19 protein-coding genes and 1 pseudogene are annotated in these 24,947 nt (G+C 50.9%); 11 read left to right on the plus strand and 9 right to left on the minus strand.

Going from position 1 to position 24,947, the window contains the following annotated elements:
* Both ACQ4M4_RS20350 and thrB read left to right on the plus strand, forming a co-directional pair.
* Window positions 1-102 (plus strand): annotated as a pseudogene (locus ACQ4M4_RS20350) (IS5/IS1182 family transposase); the annotation flags it as partial.
* Between the two features lie 273 nt (window positions 103-375).
* Window positions 376-1,287, plus strand: coding sequence for a homoserine kinase (thrB, locus tag ACQ4M4_RS20355; RefSeq protein WP_430686293.1), 912 nt, complete (start codon window positions 376-378; stop codon window positions 1,285-1,287).
* 170 nt (window positions 1,288-1,457) lie between these two features.
* Here the strand turns inward: thrB and ACQ4M4_RS20360 are convergent, their stop codons facing one another.
* The 4 genes from ACQ4M4_RS20360 to ACQ4M4_RS20375 form a co-directional block, all read right to left on the minus strand.
* Window positions 1,458-2,099 (minus strand): hypothetical protein, encoded by a 642-nt coding sequence (locus ACQ4M4_RS20360; protein WP_430686294.1) that lies wholly within the window; start codon window positions 2,097-2,099, stop codon window positions 1,458-1,460.
* A gap of 43 nt (window positions 2,100-2,142) precedes the next feature.
* On the minus strand, window positions 2,143-3,378 hold the full coding sequence (locus ACQ4M4_RS20365) for a type II secretion system F family protein (RefSeq protein WP_430686295.1): 1,236 nt from the start codon (window positions 3,376-3,378) through the stop codon (window positions 2,143-2,145).
* Window positions 3,379-3,545: 167 nt separating this feature from the next.
* Window positions 3,546-4,667 (minus strand): type IV pilus twitching motility protein PilT, encoded by a 1,122-nt coding sequence (locus tag ACQ4M4_RS20370; protein ID WP_430686296.1) that lies wholly within the window; start codon window positions 4,665-4,667, stop codon window positions 3,546-3,548.
* Window positions 4,668-4,798: 131 nt separating this feature from the next.
* Window positions 4,799-6,802, minus strand: a complete 2,004-nt coding sequence (locus ACQ4M4_RS20375; protein WP_430686297.1) for a GspE/PulE family protein — start codon at window positions 6,800-6,802, stop codon at window positions 4,799-4,801.
* 698 nt (window positions 6,803-7,500) lie between these two features.
* Between ACQ4M4_RS20375 and grpE the strand changes: the two genes are divergently transcribed.
* From grpE to crtB, 7 genes are all read left to right on the plus strand, one after another.
* Window positions 7,501-8,172: a nucleotide exchange factor GrpE gene (grpE, locus tag ACQ4M4_RS20380; RefSeq protein WP_430686298.1), complete on the plus strand. Its 672-nt coding sequence runs from the start codon at window positions 7,501-7,503 to the stop codon at window positions 8,170-8,172.
* 166 nt (window positions 8,173-8,338) lie between these two features.
* Window positions 8,339-10,312 carry a molecular chaperone DnaK gene (gene dnaK, locus ACQ4M4_RS20385; RefSeq protein WP_430686299.1) on the plus strand — a complete coding sequence of 658 codons (1,974 nt, stop codon included), beginning with the start codon at window positions 8,339-8,341 and terminating at the stop codon, window positions 10,310-10,312.
* 44 nt (window positions 10,313-10,356) lie between these two features.
* On the plus strand, window positions 10,357-11,481 hold the full coding sequence (gene dnaJ / locus ACQ4M4_RS20390; protein ID WP_430686300.1) for a molecular chaperone DnaJ: 1,125 nt from the start codon (window positions 10,357-10,359) through the stop codon (window positions 11,479-11,481).
* Window positions 11,478-11,741, plus strand: coding sequence for a sulfurtransferase TusA family protein (locus ACQ4M4_RS20395; protein WP_430686301.1), 264 nt, complete (start codon window positions 11,478-11,480; stop codon window positions 11,739-11,741). The genes dnaJ and ACQ4M4_RS20395 overlap by 4 nt, the downstream gene beginning before the upstream one ends.
* A 145-nt stretch (window positions 11,742-11,886) precedes the next feature.
* Entirely contained in the window at window positions 11,887-13,011 is a 1,125-nt protein-coding gene (gene rsgA, locus ACQ4M4_RS20400; RefSeq protein ID WP_430686302.1) for a small ribosomal subunit biogenesis GTPase RsgA, read from the plus strand.
* Window positions 13,012-13,148: 137 nt separating this feature from the next.
* The gene (gene pds / locus ACQ4M4_RS20405; protein WP_430686303.1) at window positions 13,149-14,579 is read left to right on the plus strand and encodes a 15-cis-phytoene desaturase; all 1,431 of its coding nucleotides are present in this window, start codon (window positions 13,149-13,151) and stop codon (window positions 14,577-14,579) included.
* A gap of 117 nt (window positions 14,580-14,696) precedes the next feature.
* On the plus strand, window positions 14,697-15,620 hold the full coding sequence (crtB, locus tag ACQ4M4_RS20410) for a 15-cis-phytoene synthase CrtB (RefSeq protein ID WP_430686304.1): 924 nt from the start codon (window positions 14,697-14,699) through the stop codon (window positions 15,618-15,620).
* Between the two features lie 158 nt (window positions 15,621-15,778).
* On the opposite strand, the gene ybaK is transcribed toward crtB, so the two are convergent.
* Both ybaK and ACQ4M4_RS20420 read right to left on the minus strand, forming a co-directional pair.
* Window positions 15,779-16,255, minus strand: coding sequence for a Cys-tRNA(Pro) deacylase (gene ybaK, locus ACQ4M4_RS20415; protein ID WP_430686305.1), 477 nt, complete (start codon window positions 16,253-16,255; stop codon window positions 15,779-15,781).
* Window positions 16,256-16,561: 306 nt separating this feature from the next.
* Window positions 16,562-18,850, minus strand: coding sequence for an ATP-binding protein (locus tag ACQ4M4_RS20420; protein WP_430686306.1), 2,289 nt, complete (start codon window positions 18,848-18,850; stop codon window positions 16,562-16,564).
* Window positions 18,851-19,073: 223 nt separating this feature from the next.
* Between ACQ4M4_RS20420 and murJ the strand changes: the two genes are divergently transcribed.
* Window positions 19,074-20,747, plus strand: a complete 1,674-nt coding sequence (gene murJ, locus ACQ4M4_RS20425; RefSeq protein WP_430686307.1) for a murein biosynthesis integral membrane protein MurJ — start codon at window positions 19,074-19,076, stop codon at window positions 20,745-20,747.
* Window positions 20,748-20,800: 53 nt separating this feature from the next.
* On the plus strand, window positions 20,801-22,144 hold the full coding sequence (gene guaD / locus ACQ4M4_RS20430) for a guanine deaminase (protein ID WP_430686308.1): 1,344 nt from the start codon (window positions 20,801-20,803) through the stop codon (window positions 22,142-22,144).
* Between the two features lie 144 nt (window positions 22,145-22,288).
* Here the strand turns inward: guaD and ACQ4M4_RS20435 are convergent, their stop codons facing one another.
* From ACQ4M4_RS20435 to ACQ4M4_RS20445, 3 genes are all read right to left on the minus strand, one after another.
* On the minus strand, window positions 22,289-22,549 hold the full coding sequence (locus ACQ4M4_RS20435; protein ID WP_430686309.1) for a hypothetical protein: 261 nt from the start codon (window positions 22,547-22,549) through the stop codon (window positions 22,289-22,291).
* A 122-nt stretch (window positions 22,550-22,671) separates the two neighbouring features.
* Window positions 22,672-23,565 carry a polysaccharide deacetylase family protein gene (locus tag ACQ4M4_RS20440; protein WP_430686310.1) on the minus strand — a complete coding sequence of 298 codons (894 nt, stop codon included), beginning with the start codon at window positions 23,563-23,565 and terminating at the stop codon, window positions 22,672-22,674.
* A 308-nt stretch (window positions 23,566-23,873) separates the two neighbouring features.
* Window positions 23,874-24,641 carry a WecB/TagA/CpsF family glycosyltransferase gene (locus tag ACQ4M4_RS20445; RefSeq protein WP_430686311.1) on the minus strand — a complete coding sequence of 256 codons (768 nt, stop codon included), beginning with the start codon at window positions 24,639-24,641 and terminating at the stop codon, window positions 23,874-23,876.
* Between the last annotated feature and the right edge of the window lie 306 nt (window positions 24,642-24,947).

Below are 24,947 nucleotides of genomic sequence, written 5' to 3' on the forward strand. Positions count from 1 at the left end.
TTCAGGCGGTTGAGCAAGGATTATGAGGTGTATTCAGAGGTCAGTGAAGCGATGATTTATGGCTCCTTACTGCGGCTGATGCTTCGAAGATTAGGAGCTTAAGATTTCATTCATAAATCAGCTCTTAGCAAGGTTTTCGAAAAATATCGTTTTATAGCCAATACAGCCACCGATTCGTTCATCGAACGCTAAAAATTCGTGTAGGACTTACGCACTTCATCCGAAAAATCATTCAACTACGTAAGTCCTGTAGTGAATCGCGGATGAGAGCAATTGCTGATACAGTGATTTACTTGTGCGGGGTTAGCACAAGCTTTGGAGCCCATTTCAAAAAAAGCCTTTAGCCCACTCGTTACTCTTCGTTTCTGTCTATTTATGCTTGACACTGTTACTCTGACGGTCCCAGGTACCACCGCAAATATTGGCCCTGGATTTGATTGTTTGGGAGCCGCTTTGACTCTGGGCAATCAATTTCAGTTTTCTCGATTAACGACCGGGCAAGTGTTGCAAATTGATGTGTCAGGTGTTGAGGCTGAAAGAGTAGGACGAGATGAGGACAATCTTGCTTATCAAGCCTTTGTGAAACTCTATCAAGCAATTGATCAAGCGCCACCGGCTGTTCAGATTTCGATTCAGCTGGATGTTCCCTTAGCGCGGGGATTGGGTAGTTCTGCAACAGCGATTGTGGGTGGATTGGTGGGTGCGAATGCGCTGGCGGGTTCGCCCTTAAGTCGAGACGAGGTGATGCAGTTGGCGATCGCCATGGAGGGCCATCCTGATAATGTGGTTCCTGCGCTCATTGGAGGCTGCCGTTTATCGGCTACGCAGGGTAACGAGTGGACGATTTGTGACGTAGTTTGGCACAAATCCATCGTTCCTGTAGTGGCGATCCCAAACTTTGAGCTATCAACAGCAGAGGCGCGACGGGTTCTGCCTAAGGAGTTGAGCCGTGCTGATGCAATTTTTAACATGGCCCACTTAGGTTTGCTGCTGCGTGGGCTGGAAACGGGCAATGCGGAATGGCTGCGTACAGCGCTACAGGATCGAATGCACCAGCCCTATCGTAAAGCGCTGATTCGTGGCTACGATGCTGTTGAGCAGGGGGCGATCGCATCGGGTGCCTACGGAATGGTCATTAGCGGAGCAGGGCCGACCCTACTGGCTTTAGCTCCGCAAGAGCAGGCCGAGGCTGTGGCTCAGGCAATGCAGTCTTGCTGGATGGCAGAAGGGGTCAATCCGATTCTCCGTATTCTTCAACTCAACACGGTGGGGACGGTCATTCATTAGCGATCGCCATTTCGATTCGACATAGGTTTGAGCATGGCAAGGAACCTCAAAACTGTCCCCGTTCTAACGACACTGGCAACAGCTACAAAAGGCTTAAGCATATTGTGCCCAAGCCTTTTAACCCTGCTGGATGATAATTGAACGGTTGAGCTGTGGTAATCGCCCCTACCCTAATGGGTGCCGCCCTCAGAGGTATTTCCAGAGGAATCGGACGTGGATTGCCGATGCAAGGAAGAGGAGCGATCGCCACGTTCCATCTCTAAATCTTCTGCATCAAACACATCAAGGGATTGTTCAATATACGGCAGTCCAGCACCATGAAGCCCCTTGCGAATGCGCTCTGGCGTTTCCGAAAAGACAATGAACAGCGGAAAGGTGTCTTCAGCCACTTCATTCAAGATGTGCTGATACCGATGGGGCATAACCCACTCATATTCGCGGTGCAGCAAAATTTGAGTCTGCCGCCACCGCCCCAGCAAATCAGAAAAATCTTCGTCAGGCCGATGGATGTAGATCAAAATCTCAACTCCGGTTTTGATCTTCCATTCTGGGTCACACATCAGAATGGCCAGATCGCACGGCATCCTCAACGTATCCGTTGCACCTTTAACGGCAATGCCTGCCTCAGATTGCACTGCGGGCTGGCGCACACGCACGATGGGAAGCGGAATCGTAATCACGCTCTCATCTGGCCGACGCATGCTCGGAATCATTTCTAAATAGGGGCGATGATGCTTCAACAGCGCGATCGCCCCATAGTGATCGCTGTACTCAGCCAGCAGTTCTTCGTAATACGCTTTTTTAATCACCATTCCCTGTGGTAGCTCAGAAAAGTGTCAGCTTAAGAGCCACTGACTACTTGATCTTATCCATCACGGCAAACATGGGTAGATACATCGCAACCAGAATGGAACCTACCATACCGCCCAAAAACACAATCATGATGGGCTCCATAATACTGGTGAGCGCCTTCACGGCCTGCTCCACCTCATCCTCATAAAAGTCAGCGACCTTCATAAGCATCTGATCAATCTCCCCGGTTTCTTCCCCAATATTGATCATTTGAATGGCCATAATTGGGAAAACACGCTCACGCTGAAGGGCTAAGCTGATCATGCCGCCGGATTGAACCTCTTTCCGGGCCTCGTCAACGGCACTAGAAATCACAGCGTTGCCAGCCGTATCTCGCACAATTTCAAGCGACGTTAGGATAGGAACCCCAGATTTAGACAGCGCGCCAAACGTCCGGCAGAAACGGGCCGTCGAGCTCTTTTGAATCAATTCCCCAAACAAAGGGAGTTTGAGCATTAGACGATCGAGGTTCATGCGGCCACTGGGAGTTTTGTAGTACTGACCGATGGCAAATACCAACAAAAACAACGCCACGATGAACGTGATCATGTAAATCGGGGTACGAAGAAAATCGCTGATGTTCATCATGAACTGAGTGAAGGCAGGCAAGTCTGCATCCAGTTCGTTAAAAATCCCTGCAAAGATAGGTAGCAAGAAAATGGTCATACCCAAGAACACGAGAACGGCAATGATGCCGACGGTAACTGGATACGCCATGGCTGATTTAATTTGATTTTGCAGCCGCGCAATATCTTCTAGCAGCTTTGAAAGACGATTGAGCACGTCATCAAGCACACCGCCCACCTCGCCGGCTTGCACCATGCTGACGTACAGCCCGTCAAAGCAATTGGGGTGTTTGCGCATTGCTTCCGACAAATTGGTTCCCTGTTGCACATCGGCGCTAATCCCTAGAAGTGCTTTTTTAAGCTTGGGATTAGGGCACTGGTCTGCCAAAATGCCCAGACCTCTCACAAGGGCCACCCCAGAGTTGACCAACGCTGCAAACTGCCGAGAGAACACCGCTTTATCCTTGACGGTGACCTTGGCCATCATGGTCCCAAGTTCTTTCATGTCAGTGGCTTTCAGGGTATCGAGCAGGTTTCGATCCTCAGTCAGCTCCTGAACGAACAACCCTTGCGATCGCAAAGTTGTGCGCGCATCTACAGGTGTCTCAGCGTTAATCTTTCGCCGAACAGGATTACCTTTAGCATCTCTTGCTCGAACAACGTAGGTTGGCATACGGTCACCTTTAGGTCAAAGTCTTGACGATTTAGCGCAGCGGCAACATGAGCCAATGTGCTCAACTCGTTCTCCAATCATAATGAGTTCCTTTCAAACCGTCACACAGTGCAACAAATTAGAAAGGCTCCAGAAGGATAACGTGTTGAGCACAGTTTCTCCGGTGATTAACGGGCAGGCATCGGGGCACCAGCGCGAGCGCCTGTTGCTCCCATCGGGCCTCCAATTAACCGTTGCAGCTCATCAGGACGAGAAGTTTTGGACATTGCCGATTCAAAAGAAATGGTACCCGCTTTGTACAAATCGGCAAGCACCTTTTCGAGCGTAACCATCCCTAACTTTCCTCCGGTTTGAATGGCGGAGTAGATTTGCGATGTTTTTCCTTCACGAATTAAGTTGGCGATCGCAGGAGTAATCACCATCAGCTCTTGAGCCATCACACGACCAAACTCACCCGGCTTGGGGTTCTTGCGAGGCACCAGCGTTTGGCTGAATACTGCAACCAGCGAGTTTGATAGCTGAACGCGAACCTGCTGCTGTTTCTCAGCCGGAAACACGTCAATAATCCGGTCCACCGTTTGCGAAGCAGAACTTGTGTGTAGCGTTCCCATCACCAAGTGACCGGTTTCTGCGGCCGAAATTGCAAGCTGAATGGTTTCCAAGTCCCGCATTTCACCCACGAGTACAATGTCAGGATCTTCCCGCAGAGCGGCCTTCAGCGCGTTGGCAAAACTCTTTGTATCTTCACCAAGTTGACGCTGGTGAATCAAGCTTTTGATCGGCTCATATACAAATTCAATTGGGTCTTCAATCGTCAGAATATGCTCAGCGCGGGTGCGGTTGATTAAGTCAATCATGGCCGCCAGCGTGGTGGTTTTCCCCGAACCTGTAGGCCCAGTCACCAAAATCAATCCTCTCGGCTTTTCGGCCATCTCCCGGACCACATCGGGCAAGCCTAACTTCTCAAAGCTGGGAATCTTGGAGCTGAGTGCCCGCAAACACGCAGCATAGGTCCCTCGATCCTTGTATACATTGACCCGAAAACGAGCTAATCCTTTTACCCCATATGAGCAGTCCAGCTCCCAGTTCTGCTCTAGGTTTTTACGCTGAGTGTTATTCAGCATGCTGAAGATCAAGCGTTGACATTGATCAGCAGTCAGTGGTTCATCTCCAACCGGGGTTAAATGGCCGTTAATCCGAAAGTACGGAGGAATCCCAGCAGATAAGTGGAGGTCTGAGCCACCCATCTCAATCAACTGCTCCATTAAATCCTCAATCATGAATTCCATCGATCTTCTCCCTAGAATCTACTAACGGGCCAGGCTACAAAATCTTTGATCAACATGCGCGGAACGATTCGCCTACACAGGTAGGGTGGCTGAGCATCAACAGATGTCAGCCATCAATACTGGATGACGGTCTACTCTTGAAAACGAGGTGTCGTGCAGTATGGGCAATCCAACCACTCTGGCTTGAGCTCGGCACTACAGTTGCGGCACGTCAACGAGCTCTTGCGACGAGCTTTCAGTTCAGCTTCCAACCCTGTATCGGTAAAGGTAACGCGCTCCACCTCATCCAGCGTAGTCACCCCCTGACGTACTAAGTCCAAACTGTAGGCTAAGAGCGTTTTCATCCCTTCTTCTACAGCAACTTCCTTAATACGCTCGGTTGGCGCTCCTTCGGTAATGAGAGCCTGCAACCGCTCGGTAATACGCATCACTTCGTAAACACCGCAGCGCCCTGTGTATCCAACTCCTTTGCAAGTAGCACAGAGTGAATTTTTGGTGCGAGCCTCTTGAATTTCTTCGGCATGCAGCGTGTTTGCTTTATAGAAAGTGATGCCGGCATCGTGTGAAGACGTTAAGCCATACCGCCCAAGTTCTTCGTTAGAAGGCTGATAAGGAATGCGGCAATCGGGACAGACGCGCCGCATCAATCGCTGGGCCAACACTCCCAATAAGGAGCTAGATACCATAAACGATTCCACGCCCATTTCTTCCAATCGAGCGACTGCACTTGCTGCATCGTTCGTGTGTAGGGTCGTGAGCACTAAGTGACCTGTTAAAGCGGCTTCGATCGCAGTTTTGGCCGTTTCCTTATCTCGCGTCTCACCCACCAGAATCACATCTGGATCCTGCCTCAGAAACGCGCGCAGAATGGATGCAAAATCCATGCCTTTTTCGCGAATCACTTGAACCTGCGTAATACCTGGAAGCGAGTACTCAATCGGGTCTTCAGCAGTACTAATGTTTACTCCAGGGCTATTGCGTTCAGCCAAGGCAGAGTACAGCGTCGTCGTTTTTCCTGAGCCTGTTGGGCCTGTCACAAGGAGGAGGCCATAGGGACGCGCCACCATATCTTTAACAATATTGAGCGTTTCAGTATCGGTGATGAGTTTATCTAGTCCAAGCTGGGTGACCGAGTTGTTCAAGATTCGTAAAACAACTTTTTCTCCGTAGCGGCTGGGCAACGTACTCACCCGAAAGTCGACCTTGCGTCCGTCAAAAATTCGGCGGATCCGTCCATCCTGTGGCATGCGTCGTTCAGCAATGTCCAGATCGGAGATGATCTTGAATCGGGCTGTCACTGAAGGAATAATTTTCTTGGGAAAGGGTGGAAATGCTTCTTGTAGTACCCCGTCTTTTCTGAAGCGTACTCGTAGCGACTCTTCTTGCGGTTCGATGTGGATGTCGGACACACTTTCTTGCAAAGCTTTGACAAGGATTTTGTTGACCAGGGCTATAACAGGAGCTGCCTCGGCATCTTCTAGCGCTACGTCTAGGTTGGCATCTAGGTCGTCAGGTGCCTCTTCCAGACTGAGGTAGTCTAACCCTTCCAAATCGGCCTGAACATCGACTTTAGCTTGCTGATCAATTTGCTTCTGGCGTTCAACCTGCTCGTCTAGGTATTGCGAGATGATGCGCTGGTAGTCTTCGTTAGTGATGACTTTGCGTGTTAAAGCCAAGCCCTGAGGTCGCAAAATCCGGTTGAGATCGTCTTGTGCGGCCAAATCATCTGGATCGACCATGGCCACCAAAACCGATGGTGGGTCAGTGTCGTCTTTGGTTAAGGGAATGAGCCGATAGCGACGACACAGGTCTACGGGAATCAGGGTATCGATAAGCTGGCCAACGTAGGTTGTGGAAACTTGGCTGATTTCCGGATCTAGCGATTCAACCCCGTAAAGAATTTTGAGCTCAAACAGTTGTTGCTTCTTGTATTGGCGAAGTAAGTCAGGGGGCAGTTGCTGCCCAGTCATCAATTCCAAAATTTCAGTGAGGGGTCTCCCTGATTTCCGGCTTTCTACCAGCGCTTGCTGCATTTGCTCGGAATTGACGAAGCCAGACTGGACTAGCTTATTGCTAAAGGGAGAGAAATTTTGCTGAACGACTAGGGCACGTCGCTGAGAAGGAGGGTTGGCCATACTGAGTGAGAGATCCTTGTAGCTGAGTAGAGTATTCCCTTAAAACTCGATTGAAATTAACATCTCGTTCATAATTTGACTTGTTTGTGAGGCTGATACAAGATGCTGTGAGGCAGGTCATCAGGTTGAACAGACATGGGGAGGCTCCAAGTATGGGGGAGGCGTTATTCAATACGTGTGAATTTGTGTACTATGTTACGAAACATGTCTTTTGCTGTAGGCTTTGGCGGACTGGAACTGAGTTAATCTGTTGACTTCTGCGGGTTCTGATTCTCTATATATTGATGATGAGCTTTGATGAGCGTTCAGCTTGCGGAGATTCGCCCAGACAAATCTGCTACCTGATGATGATGGTTGCAATGATATCTTGGGCTTGATGGTTCCGGTAACGATTGCTGAATTGTGTTGGGATTGCGATGGGCGGTTGAAGAAAAATACGTGATTGAAGTAGGCTCAGCCTGAAAAGGGTGGCTAGTCTGATTGTTGACGGTTGCCCGAACCGCAGCAATCTGCAAACAAGTAGATAGAATATCCCTGTAAGGCCAAGTGTCTGAGTAATATTGACGGATAGCTGCTTGCAGGCATTCTATGACAATGCATTTCTGTATAGCATAGGCTAGGCTGACTCGCTATTCTTAGACCGCTTTGAGTTTGGATGAACGTAGAACATGGTCAACGAGGATAAACAGGTGCAAGAGATGCAAGATCACGTATCTGATGTTTCAGAGAGTTTTGCCTCTGAGTCGGGGGGTACTGAATCGGTCGCTTCAGGTGAATCGACGGTTGTTTCTCCTGAGGGCGTAGAGGGGGCTGCTGGTGCAGCAGGCTCGGATGAAGGTCAGATGGCGATCGCTGAGCTGAAGAAACAGCTTGAGTCTTTGCAGATGCAGTTAGATGATCGCAACAGCCAATTTATGCGCATGGCAGCGGATTTCGATAACTTCAGAAAGCGCACGCAGAAGGAAAAAGAAGATTTAGAACTTCATGTGAAGTGCGCTACGGTTGTTGAGCTTTTGCCTGTGGTAGATAATTTTGAGCGTGCGCGATCGCAGCTCAAGCCTCAGGGCGAAGAAGCCCTGGCGATGCATAAGAGCTATCAAGGGGTTTACAAAGATTTGGTCGATCGTCTTAAGCGAATTGGCGTGGCTCAAATGCGGTGTGAAGGCAAGGAATTTGATCCCAATCTTCATGAAGCTGTTATGCGAGAGACAACGGCTGAGCACCCTGAAGGCACAGTGATAGAAGAGCTGGTTCGGGGATATATGCTGGGTGAACGGGTGTTACGCCATGCAATGGTTAAGGTGGCATCTGCTCCAGAGGAATCTGCTAACGATTTAGAGAGCGACAGCGCAGAGACTTCAGAGGAGTAAGCAGATGGGTAGCCCAAGATTTTTTGGGTATTTCCGGCCAGTTTGAAAAAACTTTAACTAAATCTGATCGGATTCCCGAACAATTGCGGAATACTCCCTTAGAAGATGAGTGAACAGCTCTAGACGTTTGAACTCATTGACTTGAACAACTACGAGCCACTAAATCATGGGAAAAGTCATTGGCATTGACCTCGGTACGACCAATAGTTGTGTTGCCGTCCTAGAGGGCGGACAGCCTGTTGTAATCGCCAACTCGGAAGGAGGACGTACCACTCCAAGCATTGTGGGCTTTGGCAAAACAGGCGAACGATTGGTAGGACAACTAGCCAAACGACAAGCCGTGACCAATGCAGAGAACACGATCTACAGCATTAAGCGATTTATTGGTCGCCGTTGGGATGACACCAGCGAGGAACGTACCCGAGTCCCTTACACCAGTGTCAAGGGAAAAGATGACACGGTTGATGTGCAGGTAAGAGGACGGACCTATACCCCTCAAGAGATCTCATCCATGATCTTGCAAAAACTCAAGCAAGATGCGGAGAGCTACTTAGGTGAAGAGGTAACCCAAGCCGTAATTACGGTTCCTGCTTACTTTACCGACGCACAGCGACAGGCCACGAAGGATGCTGGAACGATCGCCGGTTTGGAAGTGCTGCGCATTATCAACGAGCCCACTGCCGCAGCACTATCCTACGGACTGGATAAGCAAGACCAGGAGCAGACCGTTCTTGTTTTCGACTTAGGCGGTGGCACGTTTGATGTGTCAGTTCTGCAGCTTGGTGATGGCGTATTCGAGGTGAAATCCACCTCGGGTAACAACCATTTAGGTGGTGATGACTTCGACAACTCGCTTGTACGTTGGTTGATTGATACCTTTAGAGAAGCAGAAGGCATTGACTTGTCTACGGATAAAATGGCGCTTCAGCGTCTGCGAGAGGCAGCTGAAAAAGCCAAAATTGAATTGTCAAATATGCTGACGACTTCAATCAATCTTCCTTTTATCACCGCGGATGAAACAGGGCCAAAGCACTTGGAAATGGAGCTGACGCGGGCGAAATTTGAGGAACTGGTGAGTGGCCTTGTGCAAAGCACCATGGAGCCTGTTGCCCAGTCGCTCAAGGATTGTGGCCTGACTCCCGATGATGTGGATCGCATCATTCTGGTTGGTGGTTCGACCCGCATCCCTGCCGTTCAAGAAGCAATTAAGGCTTTCTTTGATGGAAAAACGCCCGATCGCTCAGTCAACCCTGACGAAGCAGTGGCTTTGGGTGCCGCCATTCAGGCGGGTGTGCTTGGTGGTGAGGTCAAAGATCTGTTGCTACTGGATGTGACACCGTTGTCATTAGGAATTGAAACCCTAGGCGAAGTCTTTACGAAAATTATTGAGCGGAACACGACAATTCCCACCAGCAAAACTCAAGTTTTTTCGACTGCAACGGATGGCCAAACCTCTGTTGAAATCCATGTGCTGCAGGGAGAACGTGCCATGGCAAAGGACAACAAGAGTTTGGGTAAGTTTCAGCTAACTGGAATTCCGCCAGCACCTCGCGGCGTGCCTCAGATTGAGGTGACCTTTGAAATTGATGCAAACGGCATTATGCAAGTTGCGGCGCGCGACAAAGGAACCGGACGTGAGCAGAGTATTCGCATCACGAACACAGGTGGCTTGAGCGAGGCGGAAGTAGAACGCATGAAGCAAGAAGCCGATCTGTATGCTGAGGACGATTTGCGGCGTAAGCAGTTGGTTGAGCTGCGTAACCAAGCTGATGTCCTATTCGCAAATTATGAAAGCACGCTTCGAGATAATGGGGATGTGATTCCTGAAGAGCATAAAGCTCAGGCTGCAGAGCGGGTTGCAGATTTGAGAGCCGCGATCGCCGATCGCAGTGTTGATGTGGACGAGCTGAAAGATGCGATGGATGCCCTACAACAGGCACTGTTTGCAATTGGCTCAGCGGTCTATCAACAGGTTGCGGTCGACGAAGAAATGTACGAGCCCTATGCTGAAGCAACCGAGACCGTCGTTTGGGAGAGTGACAGCGAAGATTCTGAATTCGAACCACACAGTGGCTTTGATGAAGATTACAATTTTGAGAATGACGAAACAGTAACAGCTGATTATGAGGCTGTTGACTAGCTCGTTGTGGTTCCACTAGTCATTAACCCCTAAAACCGCGCTCTATGCCCCGAGACTATTACGAAATTCTCGGCGTTTCCCGTGATGCCGACAAAGAAGAGTTGAAGCGTGCCTACCGTCGTTTGGCACGCAAATATCACCCTGACGTTAATAAAGAAGAAGGGGCAGAAGAGCAGTTCAAGGAAATCAACCGAGCCTACGAAGTTCTCTCTGATCCAGAAATGAAAGCCCGCTACGATCGGTTTGGCGAGGCAGGAGTTGGTGCTGCTGGCAGCCCAGATTTCAGTGACTTCGGAGATTTTGGCGGCTTTGCTGATATTTTTGAAAGTTTTTTCAGTGGTTTTTCGGGAGCTGGTGGACCCCAAACGCGTCGCCGGACTGGGCCAACCCGTGGTGATGATCTTCGGCTTGACCTCAAGCTTGATTTCCGTGATGCGGTGTTTGGTGGCGAAAAGGAAATTCGGATTAGCCACCTAGAAACTTGCACTACATGTAGTGGTAGTGGCGCTAAGCCCGGAACCCGGCCGAAGACCTGTCAAACCTGTAGTGGTTCGGGTCAGGTGCGTCGGGCAACGCGCACACCGTTTGGCAGTTTTACGCAGGTATCCGCTTGCCCCACATGTGCAGGCACTGGCCAAGTCATTGAAGATAAATGCGATGTGTGCGGAGGCAAAGGGCTCAAGCAGGAAGCCAAAAAACTCAAGATTACAATTCCTGCTGGGGTTGATAATGGCACCCGTCTTCGAGTCTCTTCCGAAGGCGATTCTGGTCTGCGGGGTGGTCCTCCGGGTGACTTGTACGTTTATCTATTTGTTAATGAAGATGCTGAATTTCAGCGAGACGGCATCAACATTCTGTCGGAGCTGAAGATTAGCTACTTGCAAGCCATTCTTGGGTCTCGGCTGGAAGTGAATACTGTGGATGGGTCTGTGGAGACGACGATTCCTCCTGGAACTCAACCTGGAACTGTGCTGACCCTCGAAAACCATGGCGTACCTCGCTTGGGCAATCCAACGAGCCGAGGTGATCACCTAATTACCGTTGTGGTAGATATTCCAACCCGTATTTCATCTGAAGAGCGAGAACTCTTGGAGAAACTGGCCAAAATTCGTGGCGATCGCACTGGCAAAGGCGGCATCGGTTTTTTGGGGGGGCTGTTTCAGTCATGAGTGATGCCCCAACGGCTGAAGCATTGGGCGTTCCTGATGCCAAGCTTGATTTACGAGGCACCCCTTGCCCGTTGAATTTTGTGCGAACGAAGCTCAAGCTTGAAAATATGCAGCCAGGCCAATTGCTAGAGGTTTGGCTGGATGCGGGTGAACCTATCGAGCAGGTGCCCGACAGCTTGAGAATGGCTGGCTATACGATTGAGCACCTATCTGACCAAGGCGGTTACTTTGCGCTGATGGTTCGGCATTCCGTCTCTTGAGCATGGTTTCAACGGGTCAATATCACTGGTTTGTATGGCTCTGTGGCCTTCTCCTCTATGGATGCAATTCGTAATTTATGGGCGCAGTGTCCAAGGGATGCTTCCTGTCGCGGTAGGCTGGAAATGCTGACCGATCAGGAGAATCATGGCTGCTGAGATAGCCGAATCCAGTGGGCAGTTTGCTCTGGACGAGGAAACCCCGCTTAGTGGGGTGGTCATGGCTGTACAGGCCAACTTTTACCGGGTGCATCTTGACTCGGCGACGGTTCCTGCCGATGGGCGAGACACCGAGATATTGCTGTGTACTCGGCGATCGCGCTTAAAAAAGATTGGCCAGCGAGTGATGGTGGGCGATCGCGTTCAGATTGAGGAACCAGACTGGGCGGGTGGACGTGGCGCGATTGCTGCTGTTGCTCCCCGGGATAGTGAAATGAATCGTCCGGCGATCGCCAATGTCGATCACGTTTTGCTAGTGTTTGCGTTGGCCGACCCACCGTTGGAACCATTTCAGCTCAGCCGATTTTTGGTGAAGGCAGAGTCCATCGGAGTCAAGGTAACGCTGTGCCTAAACAAGCGGGATCTGCTGCCGCTTCAAGAACAGGCTGAATGGCGCGATCGCCTGTGGCAATGGGGCTATGCCCCGTTGCTGATTAGCGTGCACGATCCAGAAAGCCTGCAAACGGTTTATCCATCGCTTCAGCAGCGAACGACGCTGGTTTCGGGGCCTTCGGGGGTTGGCAAGTCCAGCTTGCTCAATCAACTGTTACCCGATGTCGATTTGCGGGTGGGGAGCGTTTCGGGCAAGCTGCGCCATGGCCGCCACACTACCCGACATGTCGAACTGTTTGAGCTACCAGGGGAAGGTTTTTTGGCCGATAGCCCTGGCTTTAACCAGCCTGACGTGGACTGCGCTCCGGCAGAACTGTCTCATTTCTTTCCTGAAGTGCGACAACGGCTGGCGGCCGAGCACTGCCAATTTCACAACTGCCTGCATCGAGATGAGCCGGGATGCGTCGTCCGGGGCGACTGGGAGCGCTACGAACACTACTTGGTGTTGCTGGAAGAGGCGATCGCACGCCAAACGGCCTTAGAGCGCTCTCGCGATGCCGAATCAACCGTCAAGCAAAAGATAGGCAGCGACGGCCAAATTGAAACAGAGCCCAAGCTAGAAAGTAAACGCTATCGCCGTCCATCTCGCCGGACTCAGAAACAAGCGCTGAAGGATCTGGTTGACCTGGAAGCAGACGATGATAATGAGCCAACACCGTGAGTCAACATCATGAGTCAACGTTCGGTAAATAGGTGCCTCCGTTGAGATTTCTCAGGTTCGCCTCGAAATGTTACAGATTGCAACATATAATTTGTGAAGTAACCATTAAATTTCCGTCTTAGAGGCAAGAAGCATTCATGCGAGTTGCGATCGCTGGTGGGGGATTAGCAGGCTTGGCCTGTGCCAAATATTTGGTTGATGCAGGGCACACGCCCATCGTTCTAGAAAGTCGGGATGTGCTGGGTGGTTTGGTTGCCGCCTGGAAGGATGAAGAAGGCGACTGGTACGAGACTGGTCTGCATGTCTTCTTTGGGGCTTATCCCAACATGCTGCAATTGTTTGAGGAACTGGGCATTAGCGATCGCCTCCAGTGGAAAGAGCACACCCTGATCTTCAATCAGCCCGAAAAGCCTGGCGTCCTCTCTCGCTTTGACGTGCCGGATATTCCAGCCCCCATCAACGTCATCATGTCCATCATTCGCAACAATGACATGTTGACATGGGAGCAAAAGATCCGTTTTGCCATTGGCCTGTTGCCCGCAATCGTGCGCGGCCAGCAGTATGTGGAAAACATGGATCAATACTCTTTGTTGGAATGGCTGCGCAGGCAGGGCGTAGATGATCGCGTCAATAGCGATATTTTTGTGGCGGCTTCCAAAGCGCTTACCTTCATTAACCCTGAAGACGTATCAGCCACAGTGCCCCTAACCGCTCTCAACCGTTTCCTACAGGAGCGCTACGGCTCAAAGGTGGCTTTTTTGGATGGTTCGCCTACTGAGCGCCTGTGTCAGCCCATTGTGGACTACGTGACCGAGCGTGGCGGTGAAGTGCATTTGCAGAAGCCACTGAAGCAAATCGTGCTGAATGAAGATGGAACCGTTCAAAGCTTTGTGATCCGTGGGTTGAACGGGGCACCTGATGAGGTGATCACGGCTGATGTTTACGTCTCGGCGATGCCTGTTGACGTAATGAAGGTGTTGATGCCCGAAACCTGGAAAAAAATTGATGTCTTTCAACGCATGCAGGATTTGGAAGGGGTGCCCGTTATCAACATTCACCTTTGGTTTGATCAGAAGATGACCGATGTGGATCAGCTGCTGTTTTCGCGATCGCCCTTGCTCAGCGTGTATGCCGATATGAGCAATACCTGCAAAGAGTACAGCAATCCTGATCGCTCCATGCTAGAACTGGTGCTGGCTCCCGCCAAAGACTGGATTGATAAATCTGAAGAAGAAATTCTCCAGGCCACGATGGATGAGCTGCACAAACTGTTTCCCGATCATTTTTCGGGCGAGAACCCAGTTCAGTTGCTGAAGCACAAAATTGTAAAAACACCACGCTCAGTGTATACCGCATCTCCTGGACGCCAGGCTTGCCGTCCCGATCAGGCCACCCCGATCGCCAACTTCTTCTTGGCAGGTAGTTACACGATGCAGCGTTATCTTGGCAGTATGGAAGGGGCCGTCCTTTCTGGTAAGCTGGCAGCGCAGGCTATTTGCCGTCAGCAAACTTCGACCAGCGTTCATCCCGAGGTCGCCTCTGAGCCACTTGGAGCCGCCTCTCGCTAAATCGATTAGCTTCACTTTGTATTTCGTCGCCGGACGATAGCGAACGCTAATCGCAGAACGCCTTAGAAGGCTGCTGATAGCTGATAGGTTTAACTGTATCCCCAGCCCTGCAATGTAATGCTGCAATTGCCGAAACCTACCCACAAGACACCGCTAGTTTCCCTTGAGGAATCCTATGAGCGCTGTCGCCAAGTTACTGAGGAATACGCAAAGACGTTTTATTTGGGCACGCTGTTGATGTCCGAACAGAAGCGTCGTGCAATTTGGGCGATTTATGTGTGGTGTCGTCGTACCGATGAGTTGGTTGACGGTCCACAAGCCCAGTTCACGACTGAGGCTACGCTCGACGCCTGGGAGCAAAACCTGGAGTCGATTTTTGCAGGGCATCCCATTGATGATGTGGATATTGCTCTGGTGGATACCCTTCAGCGTTTTCCCATGGACATTCAACCCTTTCGAGACATGATTGAAGGGCAGCGGATGGACTTATATCGCAACCGATACCAAACCTTTGAAGAGCTTAACCTCTATTGCTATCGAGTTGCTGGGACCGTTGGGTTAATGTCTTGTGCGGTGATGGGCATTGACGAGCTTGGCCGGACGGCTCCATGGAGTGGTCAACCCTATGATCCGCAGGCACAGGCGATCGCCCTTGGGGTGGCAAATCAGCTGACCAACATTCTGCGGGATGTGGGGGAAGATGCCCGTCGAGGCCGCATTTATCTACCGCTAGACGATCTGGCTCTGTTTGATTACACCGAAGACGATTTGATGAATGGGGTCATCGATGACCGCTGGCGCGCCTTGATGAAGTTTCAAATTCAGCGTGCCCGTAAATATTTCACAGAAGCCGAACAGGGAATTAGCCACCTAAGCCGCGATGCGCGGTTTCCGGTATGGGCTGCCCTGATGTTGTATCGCCAAATATTGGATGCGGTAGAGCGCAATCAATACGATGTGTTTAGCAAGCGGGCTTACGTTTCAACAGGCCGTAAGTTTTTGTTGCTGCCCTTGGCGCGTTTGCGAGCTGAGGTGCTGTAGCGTCGGTCGAACCCTGTTGGTGAAGGTTTTTTTTGGTAACACGTTATGATGCCCCAAAAAAGCCTGTTTTTGTGGGCGCAACGCGCACGTGAAAATGGATACTTCAGCTCACACAAAACTGACATTGAGAAGTTCTCTTGAAGATCAGCCATGAGGCATCAAGCTTTTTCTTGGGCAATGCTGCCAACGGTTGCCTTGGTTGCCGCCAGGTAGTCGGCTGGGCTGAGCAAAATTTGCAGACCTCGTATACCTGCCGAAATGGAAATGACATCAAACAGCTCGATCCATTCATCCACATAGACGGGGTAGTCTCTTTTGCACCCTAGAGCGGTGACGCCGCCGCGAATGTAACCTGTGAGAGGCTGCACTTCCTTGAGCGCAACCACTTCAGCCTTGCGATCGCTCGAAAGTTTTGCCAACCCTTTAAGATCGAGCTGCATGTTGCCCGGAATCACGGCAAGGCAAATTCCGTTGCGATCGCCCCGCACCACCAAAGTTTTGAAGACCTGTTCTGGGGGGAGCCCGATTTTGGCTGCAACGCTTTCGGCGGCCAAATCGTCGGGATCAACCTCATACTCTCGCAGTTCGTAGGTAATGCCCAACAGATCGAGCAAACGAGCCGCATTGGTTTTCATGCTTCTCTCTCAAAATTACAGACTCATAAAGTGCTGATTGTATAGTGAGCGATGCGCGAATGGGAGATTGTGTTGCTGGAAAAGCCTGCGCCGTAGAAGGGTGGTCGAGTTGCCCTTCTACAACCCTCTACAGGACTTACGCAGTTGCATGATGTTTAGGGCGCTAAAAGCCCCAAACATCATGCAACTGCCTGGTTTTTCAGATGAAGTGCATAAGCCCTACCACATTCACAAATGTGGAACGTATTCACAATGTGAAACACAAGCCAAATCACATCTTTGGGGAGAGGGGTTGCCCAAGCGAGGCTAGATAGCTGCGACTGGAGAATTGGCAAATGTGCGGCTAACCTGAATTGGCAACTGCACTACAAATTCTGTGCCCTGTCCTGGGTTCGATTGGCAGTACATATTGCCGCCGTGCTTTTCCACCACAATTTGGTAGCTAATGGAGAGGCCAAGTCCGGTACCTTTGCCTACAGGCTTGGTGGTGAAAAATGGATCGAACAGTTTGTCGCAAATGCTGGGGTCGATTCCAGTACCCGTATCGGCAATGCGGATTTCTATGCAGTCGGCTTCGATGAGTTTTGTGAAAATAGAGATGCTAGGGGATGGCTCGTGAGAAGCCTTGCGACGAACATGGTGTTCTTCAATTGCGTCGATGGCGTTGCTCAACAGGTTCATAAATACTTGGTTGAGCTGGCCAGGGTAGCACTCAACCAGAGGGAGGTCTCCGTAGTGCTTTTGAATGAGAATGCCAGCGCGATCGCCCGTGGACTTGAGCCGATTTTGTAAAATCATGAGGGTGCTATCAATGCCCTCATGGATATTGACGCTTTTGATGTCTGCTTCGTCGAGCCGAGAGAAGTTTCGCAGCGATTTGATAATTTCTTGGATGCGATCGGCTCCCACCGTCATTGACGTTAGCAGGTTTGGGAAATCCTCACAGAGAAACTCAAGATCGACATCCTCAATTTCGTGTTGCAACTGGGGAGAGGGGTGCGGCAGCTCTCGACGATACAGCTGAATGAGGTGTAGCAGACTATTGGTGTACTCTTGCGCATGATTAAGGTTGCCACGGATAAAGTTCACGGGATTGTTAATTTCGTGGGCAACGCCTGCTACCAGTTGCCCCAGGCTCGACATCTTCTCATTTTGAATGAGTTTGCTCTGGGTTTGGCGCAGATCGACAAGGGCTTGCGAGAGTTCTTCTGTGCGGGCTGCAACTCGATTTTCCAGCTCTGCATTGTTGGTTTCTAATTCGGCAAAGGAGTCTCGTAGCTGTTGGGCCATGTGGTTAAAGGAGGCGCGAACCGCTTCTAGCTCGGCAATGCCTGTTGGTTCAATTTGTTGATTCAAATTGCCCTGGGCGATCGCCTCGGCTGCATTTCGTAGTCGGGCCATTGGTTTGACGATCCAGCGGGATGTGAAGATGCCAATGACGATCGCGGCGACAAGCGAACCCAGGCATAGCCAAATCGTGAGGCGAGTGTTGGCATTAATTTGAGCCATAAAGTCGGACTCGGGCACACTCACGACCACCAGCCAGTCCAGGCCGTTGGCCTCTTTCCAGGGGGACACTTCAATAAATTGCCGCTGACCGTTGCAGTTCACTTGCAACCGCTGTGGGCTTTGAATGGTTGATAGATCGGGAAATCGCTGTTGGAGTACCTGGGCAACGGATTGAATGAGAGCGTTGGGGCTTTGGGTTGCGGCGTAGCGTTGTGTGGTGTCTTGGTTGCGATACAGAATAGGATCTGGATCGGAGCTACCCACCATTAAGCCCTGCCGATCGAGAATAAATACTTCGCCCGAGGGGCTAACCCGCAGCGTTTGTAGGTATTGGCTGATGCCGTTGAGCAGCACATCTACATTGAATAATCCTAGAAACGTGCGATCGCGCGTATAGATGGGATAGGTGGCTGCCGCCGTTGCATAATACTGAATTCCAAAGTTTGGGTTGGTATCGTTGATTTGCAACCCTTTTGCGGAGTCTGTTTGCTCTGTGTTATTAATTTCGGCAACAAAAATTGGGCTCCAGGTTGGCCTTTGAGCCTGAAATGCGCCTTGATAATCGGGGAGGGGATCGTAATCGTAGCGCTGGATAAGCTGAGCCCGCCCACCTTCTTCGTTGGCCAGATAGTCGGCGGCTTTGCCCTTCCCTGGCAGATTCTCAAAAATGACCAGATCGCGCCCGTTGAGGTAGCGCCCTGCTCCAACCTGGCTTCCATCGGTCAATATATAGCCAATGTAATTGATCGTGTCAAAAACACTGGCCTGACTCCAAAAGTGCTTTTCGCTGGCGGCTCGATCCTTTAGTTGCAGCTGACCTGAGGCGATCGCATCGGCATTCAGCTGATTGAGCTGATGTGGCAACGATAGGTAAAAATCGAGGTGGTCGTCAACTTGCTGTTTCGCTTTATTCACCAGTTCGTAAGCAAGTTCGTTGACGGCTTTTTGCCCATTGAGGAACGATAAGTACCCTACCAGGCTAACTGCTAGCATGATTTGCAACACAAAAGGAATAATGAGCAGCAATCGTAGCGCTAGCTTTCGAACTTTCGTACTAGGTGGGTCATTCACATGTTGGGAAGTCATGAGCCGAGGGTCGCGCCGGGAAACAAATTCACACTTTAAACATTCCCTCTGAACCAAAAAATATCCCAACGTGAAAGATTCGTGTTCTGAGATTACTTCTGGGTCAGAACAGGCTTAAATGATAAAGGCTAATGATGGAGTCGGCTAGTTTGCGATCGCCTATCGGCCCGATGTGTGACTGTGACTGGTTGAACTGTCCTTCTGTAACGGTGTAGTAAGTCTTGTGGCAGAACCCAATAAACCGACGCGAACCCTAATCAATATTGCTGGAATTGTTGCTGCAGCAACGCTCATTAGCAAGTTTTTTGGGCTGTTTCGGCAACAGGCGATCGCGGCGGCATTTGGAGTTGGGCCGGCCTTTGGCGCCTTCAACTTTGCCTATGTCATCCCTGGCTTTTTGCTCATTTTGCTGGGGGGCATCAATGGACCATTCCATAGTGCGATCGTTAGCGTGCTCAGCAAGCACAAACGCGAAGATGCCAGCAAGATTGTGGAAACTATCACCACACTGGTGGTTGGGTTGCTGCTCATTGTGGCGATTGCCTTGGTCATTTTTGCAGAACCTATGATGAAGCTTACGGCCCCGGGGCTGTTTCTGTCGGCAGAGCAGTTTCAGGCAGCAGGCCAGTCAGCAGATACTTACGCCACGTTGGAACTAACCCGGGCGATCGCCATTGAGCAATTTCGCATTATGGCTCCTCTGGCAGTCCTTGCCGGACTCATTGGCATTGGCTTTGGCAGCCTCAACGCTTCCGATCAATATTGGCTACCGTCCATCAGCCCCATCTTTAGCAGCGTTTCTGTATTAGTGGGTTTGGGTGGCCTCGCCTGGTACCTGGGAGAAGGCATCACTCAGCCCGAAAATGCCATGCTGGGCGGTGCTGTACTGGCTTGGTCTGTGGTGGCTGGCGCTGTGTTGCAGTGGTTGGCGCAACTCCCAGCCCAGTGGAAATCTGGCCTAGCCGGATTGCGGTTGCGGTTCAACTTCAACCAGCCCGAAGTGCGAGAAGTGTTGCGTATCATGGGGCCAGCCACGTTCTCCTCTGGCATGATGCAGATCAATGTATGGACAGATCTGTTTTTTGCCTCCTTTATTCCCGATGCGGCGGCAGCGGTATCGGCTATGGGCTATGCAGGGTTGCTGGTGCAAACGCCCCTAGGAATTTTGTCGAACGTGATTTTGGTGCCACTCTTGCCGGTTTTTTCCAGGCTGGCGGCTCCCGATCAATGGCCCGAACTCAAAACCCGCATTCGTCAAGGGCTAATGATGACAGCCCTAACGATGCTGCCCATCAGCGCTATGATGATTGCGCTGGCTGTGCCCATTTCACGGGTGGTGTATGAGCGCTATGCATTCACCGTCGAGGATTCATTTCTGACGGCGGCGGTGCTCATTGCCTATGCGATCGGCATGTTTGTGTACTTAGGCCGCGATGTGCTGGTGCGGGTGTTTTATGGTTTGGGTGATGGCAATACTCCATTTCGTATCAGCGTATTCAACATCGGGCTGAATGCGGTGTTGGATGCGGTGTTGGTGGGGCCGTTTGGTGCGGTGGGCCTAGTACTGGCAACGGTGGGTGTGAATTTGACATCCATGCTGGCCATGCTGTGGGTGCTGAACCGACGTCTACGAGGCTTGCCCATTCGCCAGTGGAGCTTGCTAACGTTGGGCCTGTCGATTGGCAGCGTTATCACGGGGGCGATCGCCTGGGGTGTATTGCAGCTCTGTGAACGTTGGCTGGGTACCGAAGGGTTTGGTATTTTGCTGCTGCAGCTGTGCTTAGCCGGAGCCGCTGGATTTATAGCCTTTGTTTTCTTTGCACTTCAATTGCGACTACCCGAAGTGGATGTTTTTGCCGATCGCATCCGACAAAAGTTTTTTCCGCGACGGTCTTAAATCGCGTCTTCGGTAAGGCTGGTTCTATCTCGCTCTCTTTTTATAAATCTGCTATGACCTCGACTCAAGTTTTTCGGGCTGCCATTCTCGACTTCGTAGAGGACCCGTTTCATTGTTCTCCTGCCGAGAGTGTGCGTTACTTTCCCGATGGGCTGCTGGTGTTGCAGGGAGGCTACGTTACGGCAGTTGGCGCGTATGATGAGCTGCACAGCCAGTATGCAGCTGCGGATGTCGTGGAGTATCCCAATATGCTCATCATGCCGGGTTTCGTGGATACGCACATCCACTATTCGCAAACGCAAATTATTGCATCGTACGGCAAACAACTGCTGGATTGGCTCAACACTTACACGTTTCCCGCAGAAGGCAAGTTTAAAGACAAGTCGCATGGACAGGACATTGCATCCTTTTTTTTGAATGAACTGATGCGGAATGGAACGACCACGGCACTGGTATTTACCACGGTGTTTCCGCAGTCGGTGGATGCGTTTTTTGAAGAAGCGCAGACGCGAAATTTACGCATGATTGCTGGCAAGGTGATGATGGATCGCCATGCCCCAGATTATTTAACTGATACGGCAGATACAGCGTACGAAGAAACGAAAGCGTTGATTCAAAAATGGCATAAAAATGGCCGTCTACTGTATGCCGTTACTCCACGATTTGCTATTACCTCGACTCCAGAGCAGCTTCAGCGGGCGGGCCAATTGTTGCAGGAGTTTCCCGATGTATACCTGCATACGCACCTGTCGGAGAATGTGGATGAGGTGGCCTGGGTGAAGGAGTTGTTTCCCGAGGCGGCAGGATATTTGGATGCTTACGATCGCGCGGGGTTGGTGGGCGATCGCTCAGTGTTTGCCCATGGGGTGCAGCTCACGGATGCTGAGTTTCAGCGATTATCGGAAGCGGGTTCAGCGATCGCATTTTGTCCCACGAGCAACCTGTTTTTGGGCAGTGGGTTATTCAAAATTGAGCAAGCCAAGTCTGCCGAAACGCCAGTCAAGGTAGGCCTCGGAACCGATGTGGGCGGTGGCACCAGCTTTTCGATGCTGCGGACAGCCCATGCGGCCTACGAAGTTGCCCAACTGCGAAAGCAAACGCTGTCTCCCTACCAGGCTCTTTATTTGGGCACGTTGGGCGGTGCCAAGGCGCTCAATTTAGATGACAAGATTGGCAGCTTTGATGTGGGCAAAGAGGCCGATTTTATTGTAGTGGACTGTCGAGCCACGCCTATTATGGCCCTGCGCAATCCCCAAGCCACGCCCCAAACCTTGGATGCCCTAGCCGAACAGGTCTTTTCGCTGCTGGTTATGGGAGATGATCGCAGTGTGAGAGCTACCTATGTGATGGGTGAGTTGGCCTACGATCGCGCCAATGCGATGGATCAACGAGGTTAGTTGGACAAGAACAAAGTTTTATCCTAACTAATCTCCCTGTCCTGCCGTTCTAGTGCATGTGCGATCGTGACAATTTATCCTTCTTACGAAGCACACCTAAAGCACTGCTCAAAAAAATTTTGTTCTGCGTCTTCATAAGTAAGTTCAGTCGCATTTAGAAATAATAAGAGCTGCTTTGTAATTTTCAGGAACATAGCGGCTAGACGCGACATTCTCAAATTCATTCATAATGACGTGCATTGCCCTTTGAACATGTTGAGCCTCATCTGGTGCAATCTCTAAATGCAAAGGGAAGTAGTTCAGTTCCATCCATTCACGGAGTTCCTTCGAACTTATTTGTCCGCAGCCCCAACCAATGAGTAGTTGTTGTAATTCCTCTTTGCTGATTGCTTCGGTTCTGTCCATGACTGCTTTTGTCTCGTCCTGATGTGGTCTTGTATTAACTGAGTCAATCCATAACAGCTTTAGAACTCGTTTGTCATGGGTTGACTCAGCAATCGAACGCAACTAGAGAGCCACGGTTTGGGTCAACTCGTGGATGACAGCGTACCAGAGGGGGTTTGCTGCAACTTCCACAGCGTTTGATCCACCAGTTGCCATGCATCCAATCCGCCCCGCACCAACAGCTGAAACTGCCATAGGGGTTCACCGCTTTCAACCTTGACTCGGGGAATCACCAACGGATCAACCTGTTGCTGAACAGCACCATGCTGGGACGTGAAAACGTACTGGTAGCCAGCGGTGTGCAGCAGTTTGGCGGTGTCGTCGTTGAAGTCTGCTAGGGTGCCAAAGGGATAGGCAAAGGCCGAAACCGGATGCCCTAACTGGGCCTGAAGCTGAGTGTGCGATCGCACGGCTTCTTCGGTGGCTTCTTCTGGGGACAGCTTGCCAATCGAGCGATGCGTCCATCCATGGGAGGCAATCGTGATGCCAGCGGCTTCTAGCTCGCGTACCTCTTGCCAGGTGAGATGGGGTTCTGGCTCAGGGGATGCCGGGTCAAAGGGTTGGGCTTCATCTTGAATGGCTCCCACCGTGAGAAACACCACCGCTGGGATATTGTATTTTTTCAGGATGGGCAGGGCTTCGGTGTAGATGCTGCGGTATCCATCGTCAATCGTGACGAGGGCTGCACCATTGGGTAACGCCTGCTGCCCTTTCAAAAAACGCTCCAGATCTGTGAGAGAAATGGCCAGCTTGTGCTCTGCCAACCAGGCCATTTGAGCTTCGAATGCCTCGCGGCTGACACAGAACGGATCGCGGCAGCTTGGCCCAAAGCGATGGTAGGTGAGCACTCGTATCCGCGAAGCGGGCGACGAAGTATGCCCAAAACCCACTTGCCCGGTTACCAAGCTTCCCAACACGGTACCCATGCGGGCTGTTTTTTTCAGAGTCCAGCGCAAAGGACTGATCGACTGCTCCATGACTTAAACCTGGGTTGAATGACGGCAACGGGAGTAAGAAACATCAGTTTCGGTTCAGGGCTGTTCTAAGGATTGCGCAATGTACAACTCTCAGAACAGCTTGTTGTTGCTTGTGTATGCATCAGCAAGCATGGGGACTTCGGCTAATTCAGAACTGACGTTCAGAAGATGGCGGAGATTTGGATCGAGTCCCGGATTCAATATACGGTTTGGAACGGTTGATAACCATCTGATGAGCATGGGTTTGATGAGCATGGGCTTGATGAGCATGAATTGCCTCAACCGCTCCAAATCGGTGAAGGTGAGATTTAGTTTTTGATGAGGATCATACGTGCCAGGAATTTTGCGTTTCCTGGAATGTAGCGCTTCCACTTGTGGGGCTGCTGTGACAATAGCTGCAACCACTCAAACCCCAGCTTGCGTACCCATAGCGGTGCGCGCTTAAGGTTGCCACCCCAATGGTCGAATAGACCACCAACGCCCATGGCCAAAGGAACGTATAGGTCGTTGCGATGACGGTGAATCCAGCGCTCTTGAATGGGATTGCCCATGCCAACTAGCAGCACATGGGGCTGAGCCTGGTTAATTTTGGCGATCGCCGCTTCAGTTAGCTGCTCATTGGTCAGGTAGCCGTGGTGAAAACCAACCAAATCCCAACCAGGAAACTGGGTAGCGGCATAGCGAGCCGCCTTGCGAATGGTGGCAGCATCAGCCCCAAGCAAAAAGTAGCGATAACCCTTGTTGGCAGTCGCGTCGAAGAACTCAGGAATGAGATCGGTGCCGACCAAGTTGTCTTTCATGGTGACTCCACGTACCTTGGCAGACCAGCGCACTCCGGTGCCATCGCCAAAAACGTAGGTTGAATCATTTAATATCTGTTTAAAATCGGGCTGCTCAACGGCGTAGTTTAGCGTATGAGCATTCACAAATGAAACACGGTGAGTGTAGCGATAGGGCCCACGAATGAGATCTTCCATTAGCGCGATCGCCTCAGGTTTATCTACATTTTCTACTTCAACACCAAAGATGGAAACGTGGGTGAGAGGAGAGGCAGCCCCAGAAATTGCGTATGTCATGTGTTGTTAACCTAAGGAGAAAATTAAGGTGGAGTGTTCACTGAAACCTCGAACCAAACGCAATTCATGTCAGGAATCCCTGGCATGGTTTCTCCAATTGGTAGCACCTACTACGAAGTGCTTCGCAAAAATGTATAGCGGTTCACGGTATTTTTACATGTACAACTGTAAAGTTCCGTGATTTTGCTGAAGCCAGTCGGCCTCCGCCAACGTGTTTTTTCTGGCTAGCAAAAAATGGGTGACCTACAGGGTCACCCATTGCCCTGCGTCAGAATCTTGCCAGTTCAGTCATTTGCAACCGTCAAA

Source organism: Leptolyngbya sp. AN02str, assembly GCF_050565595.1.
GTDB lineage: Bacteria > Cyanobacteriota > Cyanobacteriia > Elainellales > Elainellaceae > Kaiparowitsia.

Bases quoted from the DNA above. Each gene is read 5' to 3' on its own strand.
- crtB (WP_430686304.1), top strand. From the start codon at position 14,697: ATGCTGCAATTGCCGAAACCTACCCACAAGACACCGCTAGTTTCCCTT.
- ACQ4M4_RS20440 (WP_430686310.1), bottom strand. From the start codon at position 23,565: ATGGAGCAGTCGATCAGTCCTTTGCGCTGGACTCTGAAAAAAACAGCC.
- ACQ4M4_RS20420 (WP_430686306.1), bottom strand. From the start codon at position 18,850: ATGACTTCCCAACATGTGAATGACCCACCTAGTACGAAAGTTCGAAAG.
- thrB (WP_430686293.1), top strand. From the start codon at position 376: ATGCTTGACACTGTTACTCTGACGGTCCCAGGTACCACCGCAAATATT.
- ACQ4M4_RS20445 (WP_430686311.1), bottom strand. From the start codon at position 24,641: ATGACATACGCAATTTCTGGGGCTGCCTCTCCTCTCACCCACGTTTCC.
- grpE (WP_430686298.1), top strand. From the start codon at position 7,501: ATGCAAGATCACGTATCTGATGTTTCAGAGAGTTTTGCCTCTGAGTCG.
- ACQ4M4_RS20395 (WP_430686301.1), top strand. From the start codon at position 11,478: ATGAGTGATGCCCCAACGGCTGAAGCATTGGGCGTTCCTGATGCCAAG.
- ACQ4M4_RS20360 (WP_430686294.1), bottom strand. From the start codon at position 2,099: ATGGTGATTAAAAAAGCGTATTACGAAGAACTGCTGGCTGAGTACAGC.
- ACQ4M4_RS20365 (WP_430686295.1), bottom strand. From the start codon at position 3,378: ATGCCAACCTACGTTGTTCGAGCAAGAGATGCTAAAGGTAATCCTGTT.
- ACQ4M4_RS20435 (WP_430686309.1), bottom strand. From the start codon at position 22,549: ATGGACAGAACCGAAGCAATCAGCAAAGAGGAATTACAACAACTACTC.
- ACQ4M4_RS20370 (WP_430686296.1), bottom strand. From the start codon at position 4,667: ATGGAATTCATGATTGAGGATTTAATGGAGCAGTTGATTGAGATGGGT.
- ybaK (WP_430686305.1), bottom strand. From the start codon at position 16,255: ATGAAAACCAATGCGGCTCGTTTGCTCGATCTGTTGGGCATTACCTAC.
- pds (WP_430686303.1), top strand. From the start codon at position 13,149: ATGCGAGTTGCGATCGCTGGTGGGGGATTAGCAGGCTTGGCCTGTGCC.
- rsgA (WP_430686302.1), top strand. From the start codon at position 11,887: ATGGCTGCTGAGATAGCCGAATCCAGTGGGCAGTTTGCTCTGGACGAG.
- dnaJ (WP_430686300.1), top strand. From the start codon at position 10,357: ATGCCCCGAGACTATTACGAAATTCTCGGCGTTTCCCGTGATGCCGAC.
- dnaK (WP_430686299.1), top strand. From the start codon at position 8,339: ATGGGAAAAGTCATTGGCATTGACCTCGGTACGACCAATAGTTGTGTT.
- guaD (WP_430686308.1), top strand. From the start codon at position 20,801: ATGACCTCGACTCAAGTTTTTCGGGCTGCCATTCTCGACTTCGTAGAG.
- ACQ4M4_RS20375 (WP_430686297.1), bottom strand. From the start codon at position 6,802: ATGGCCAACCCTCCTTCTCAGCGACGTGCCCTAGTCGTTCAGCAAAAT.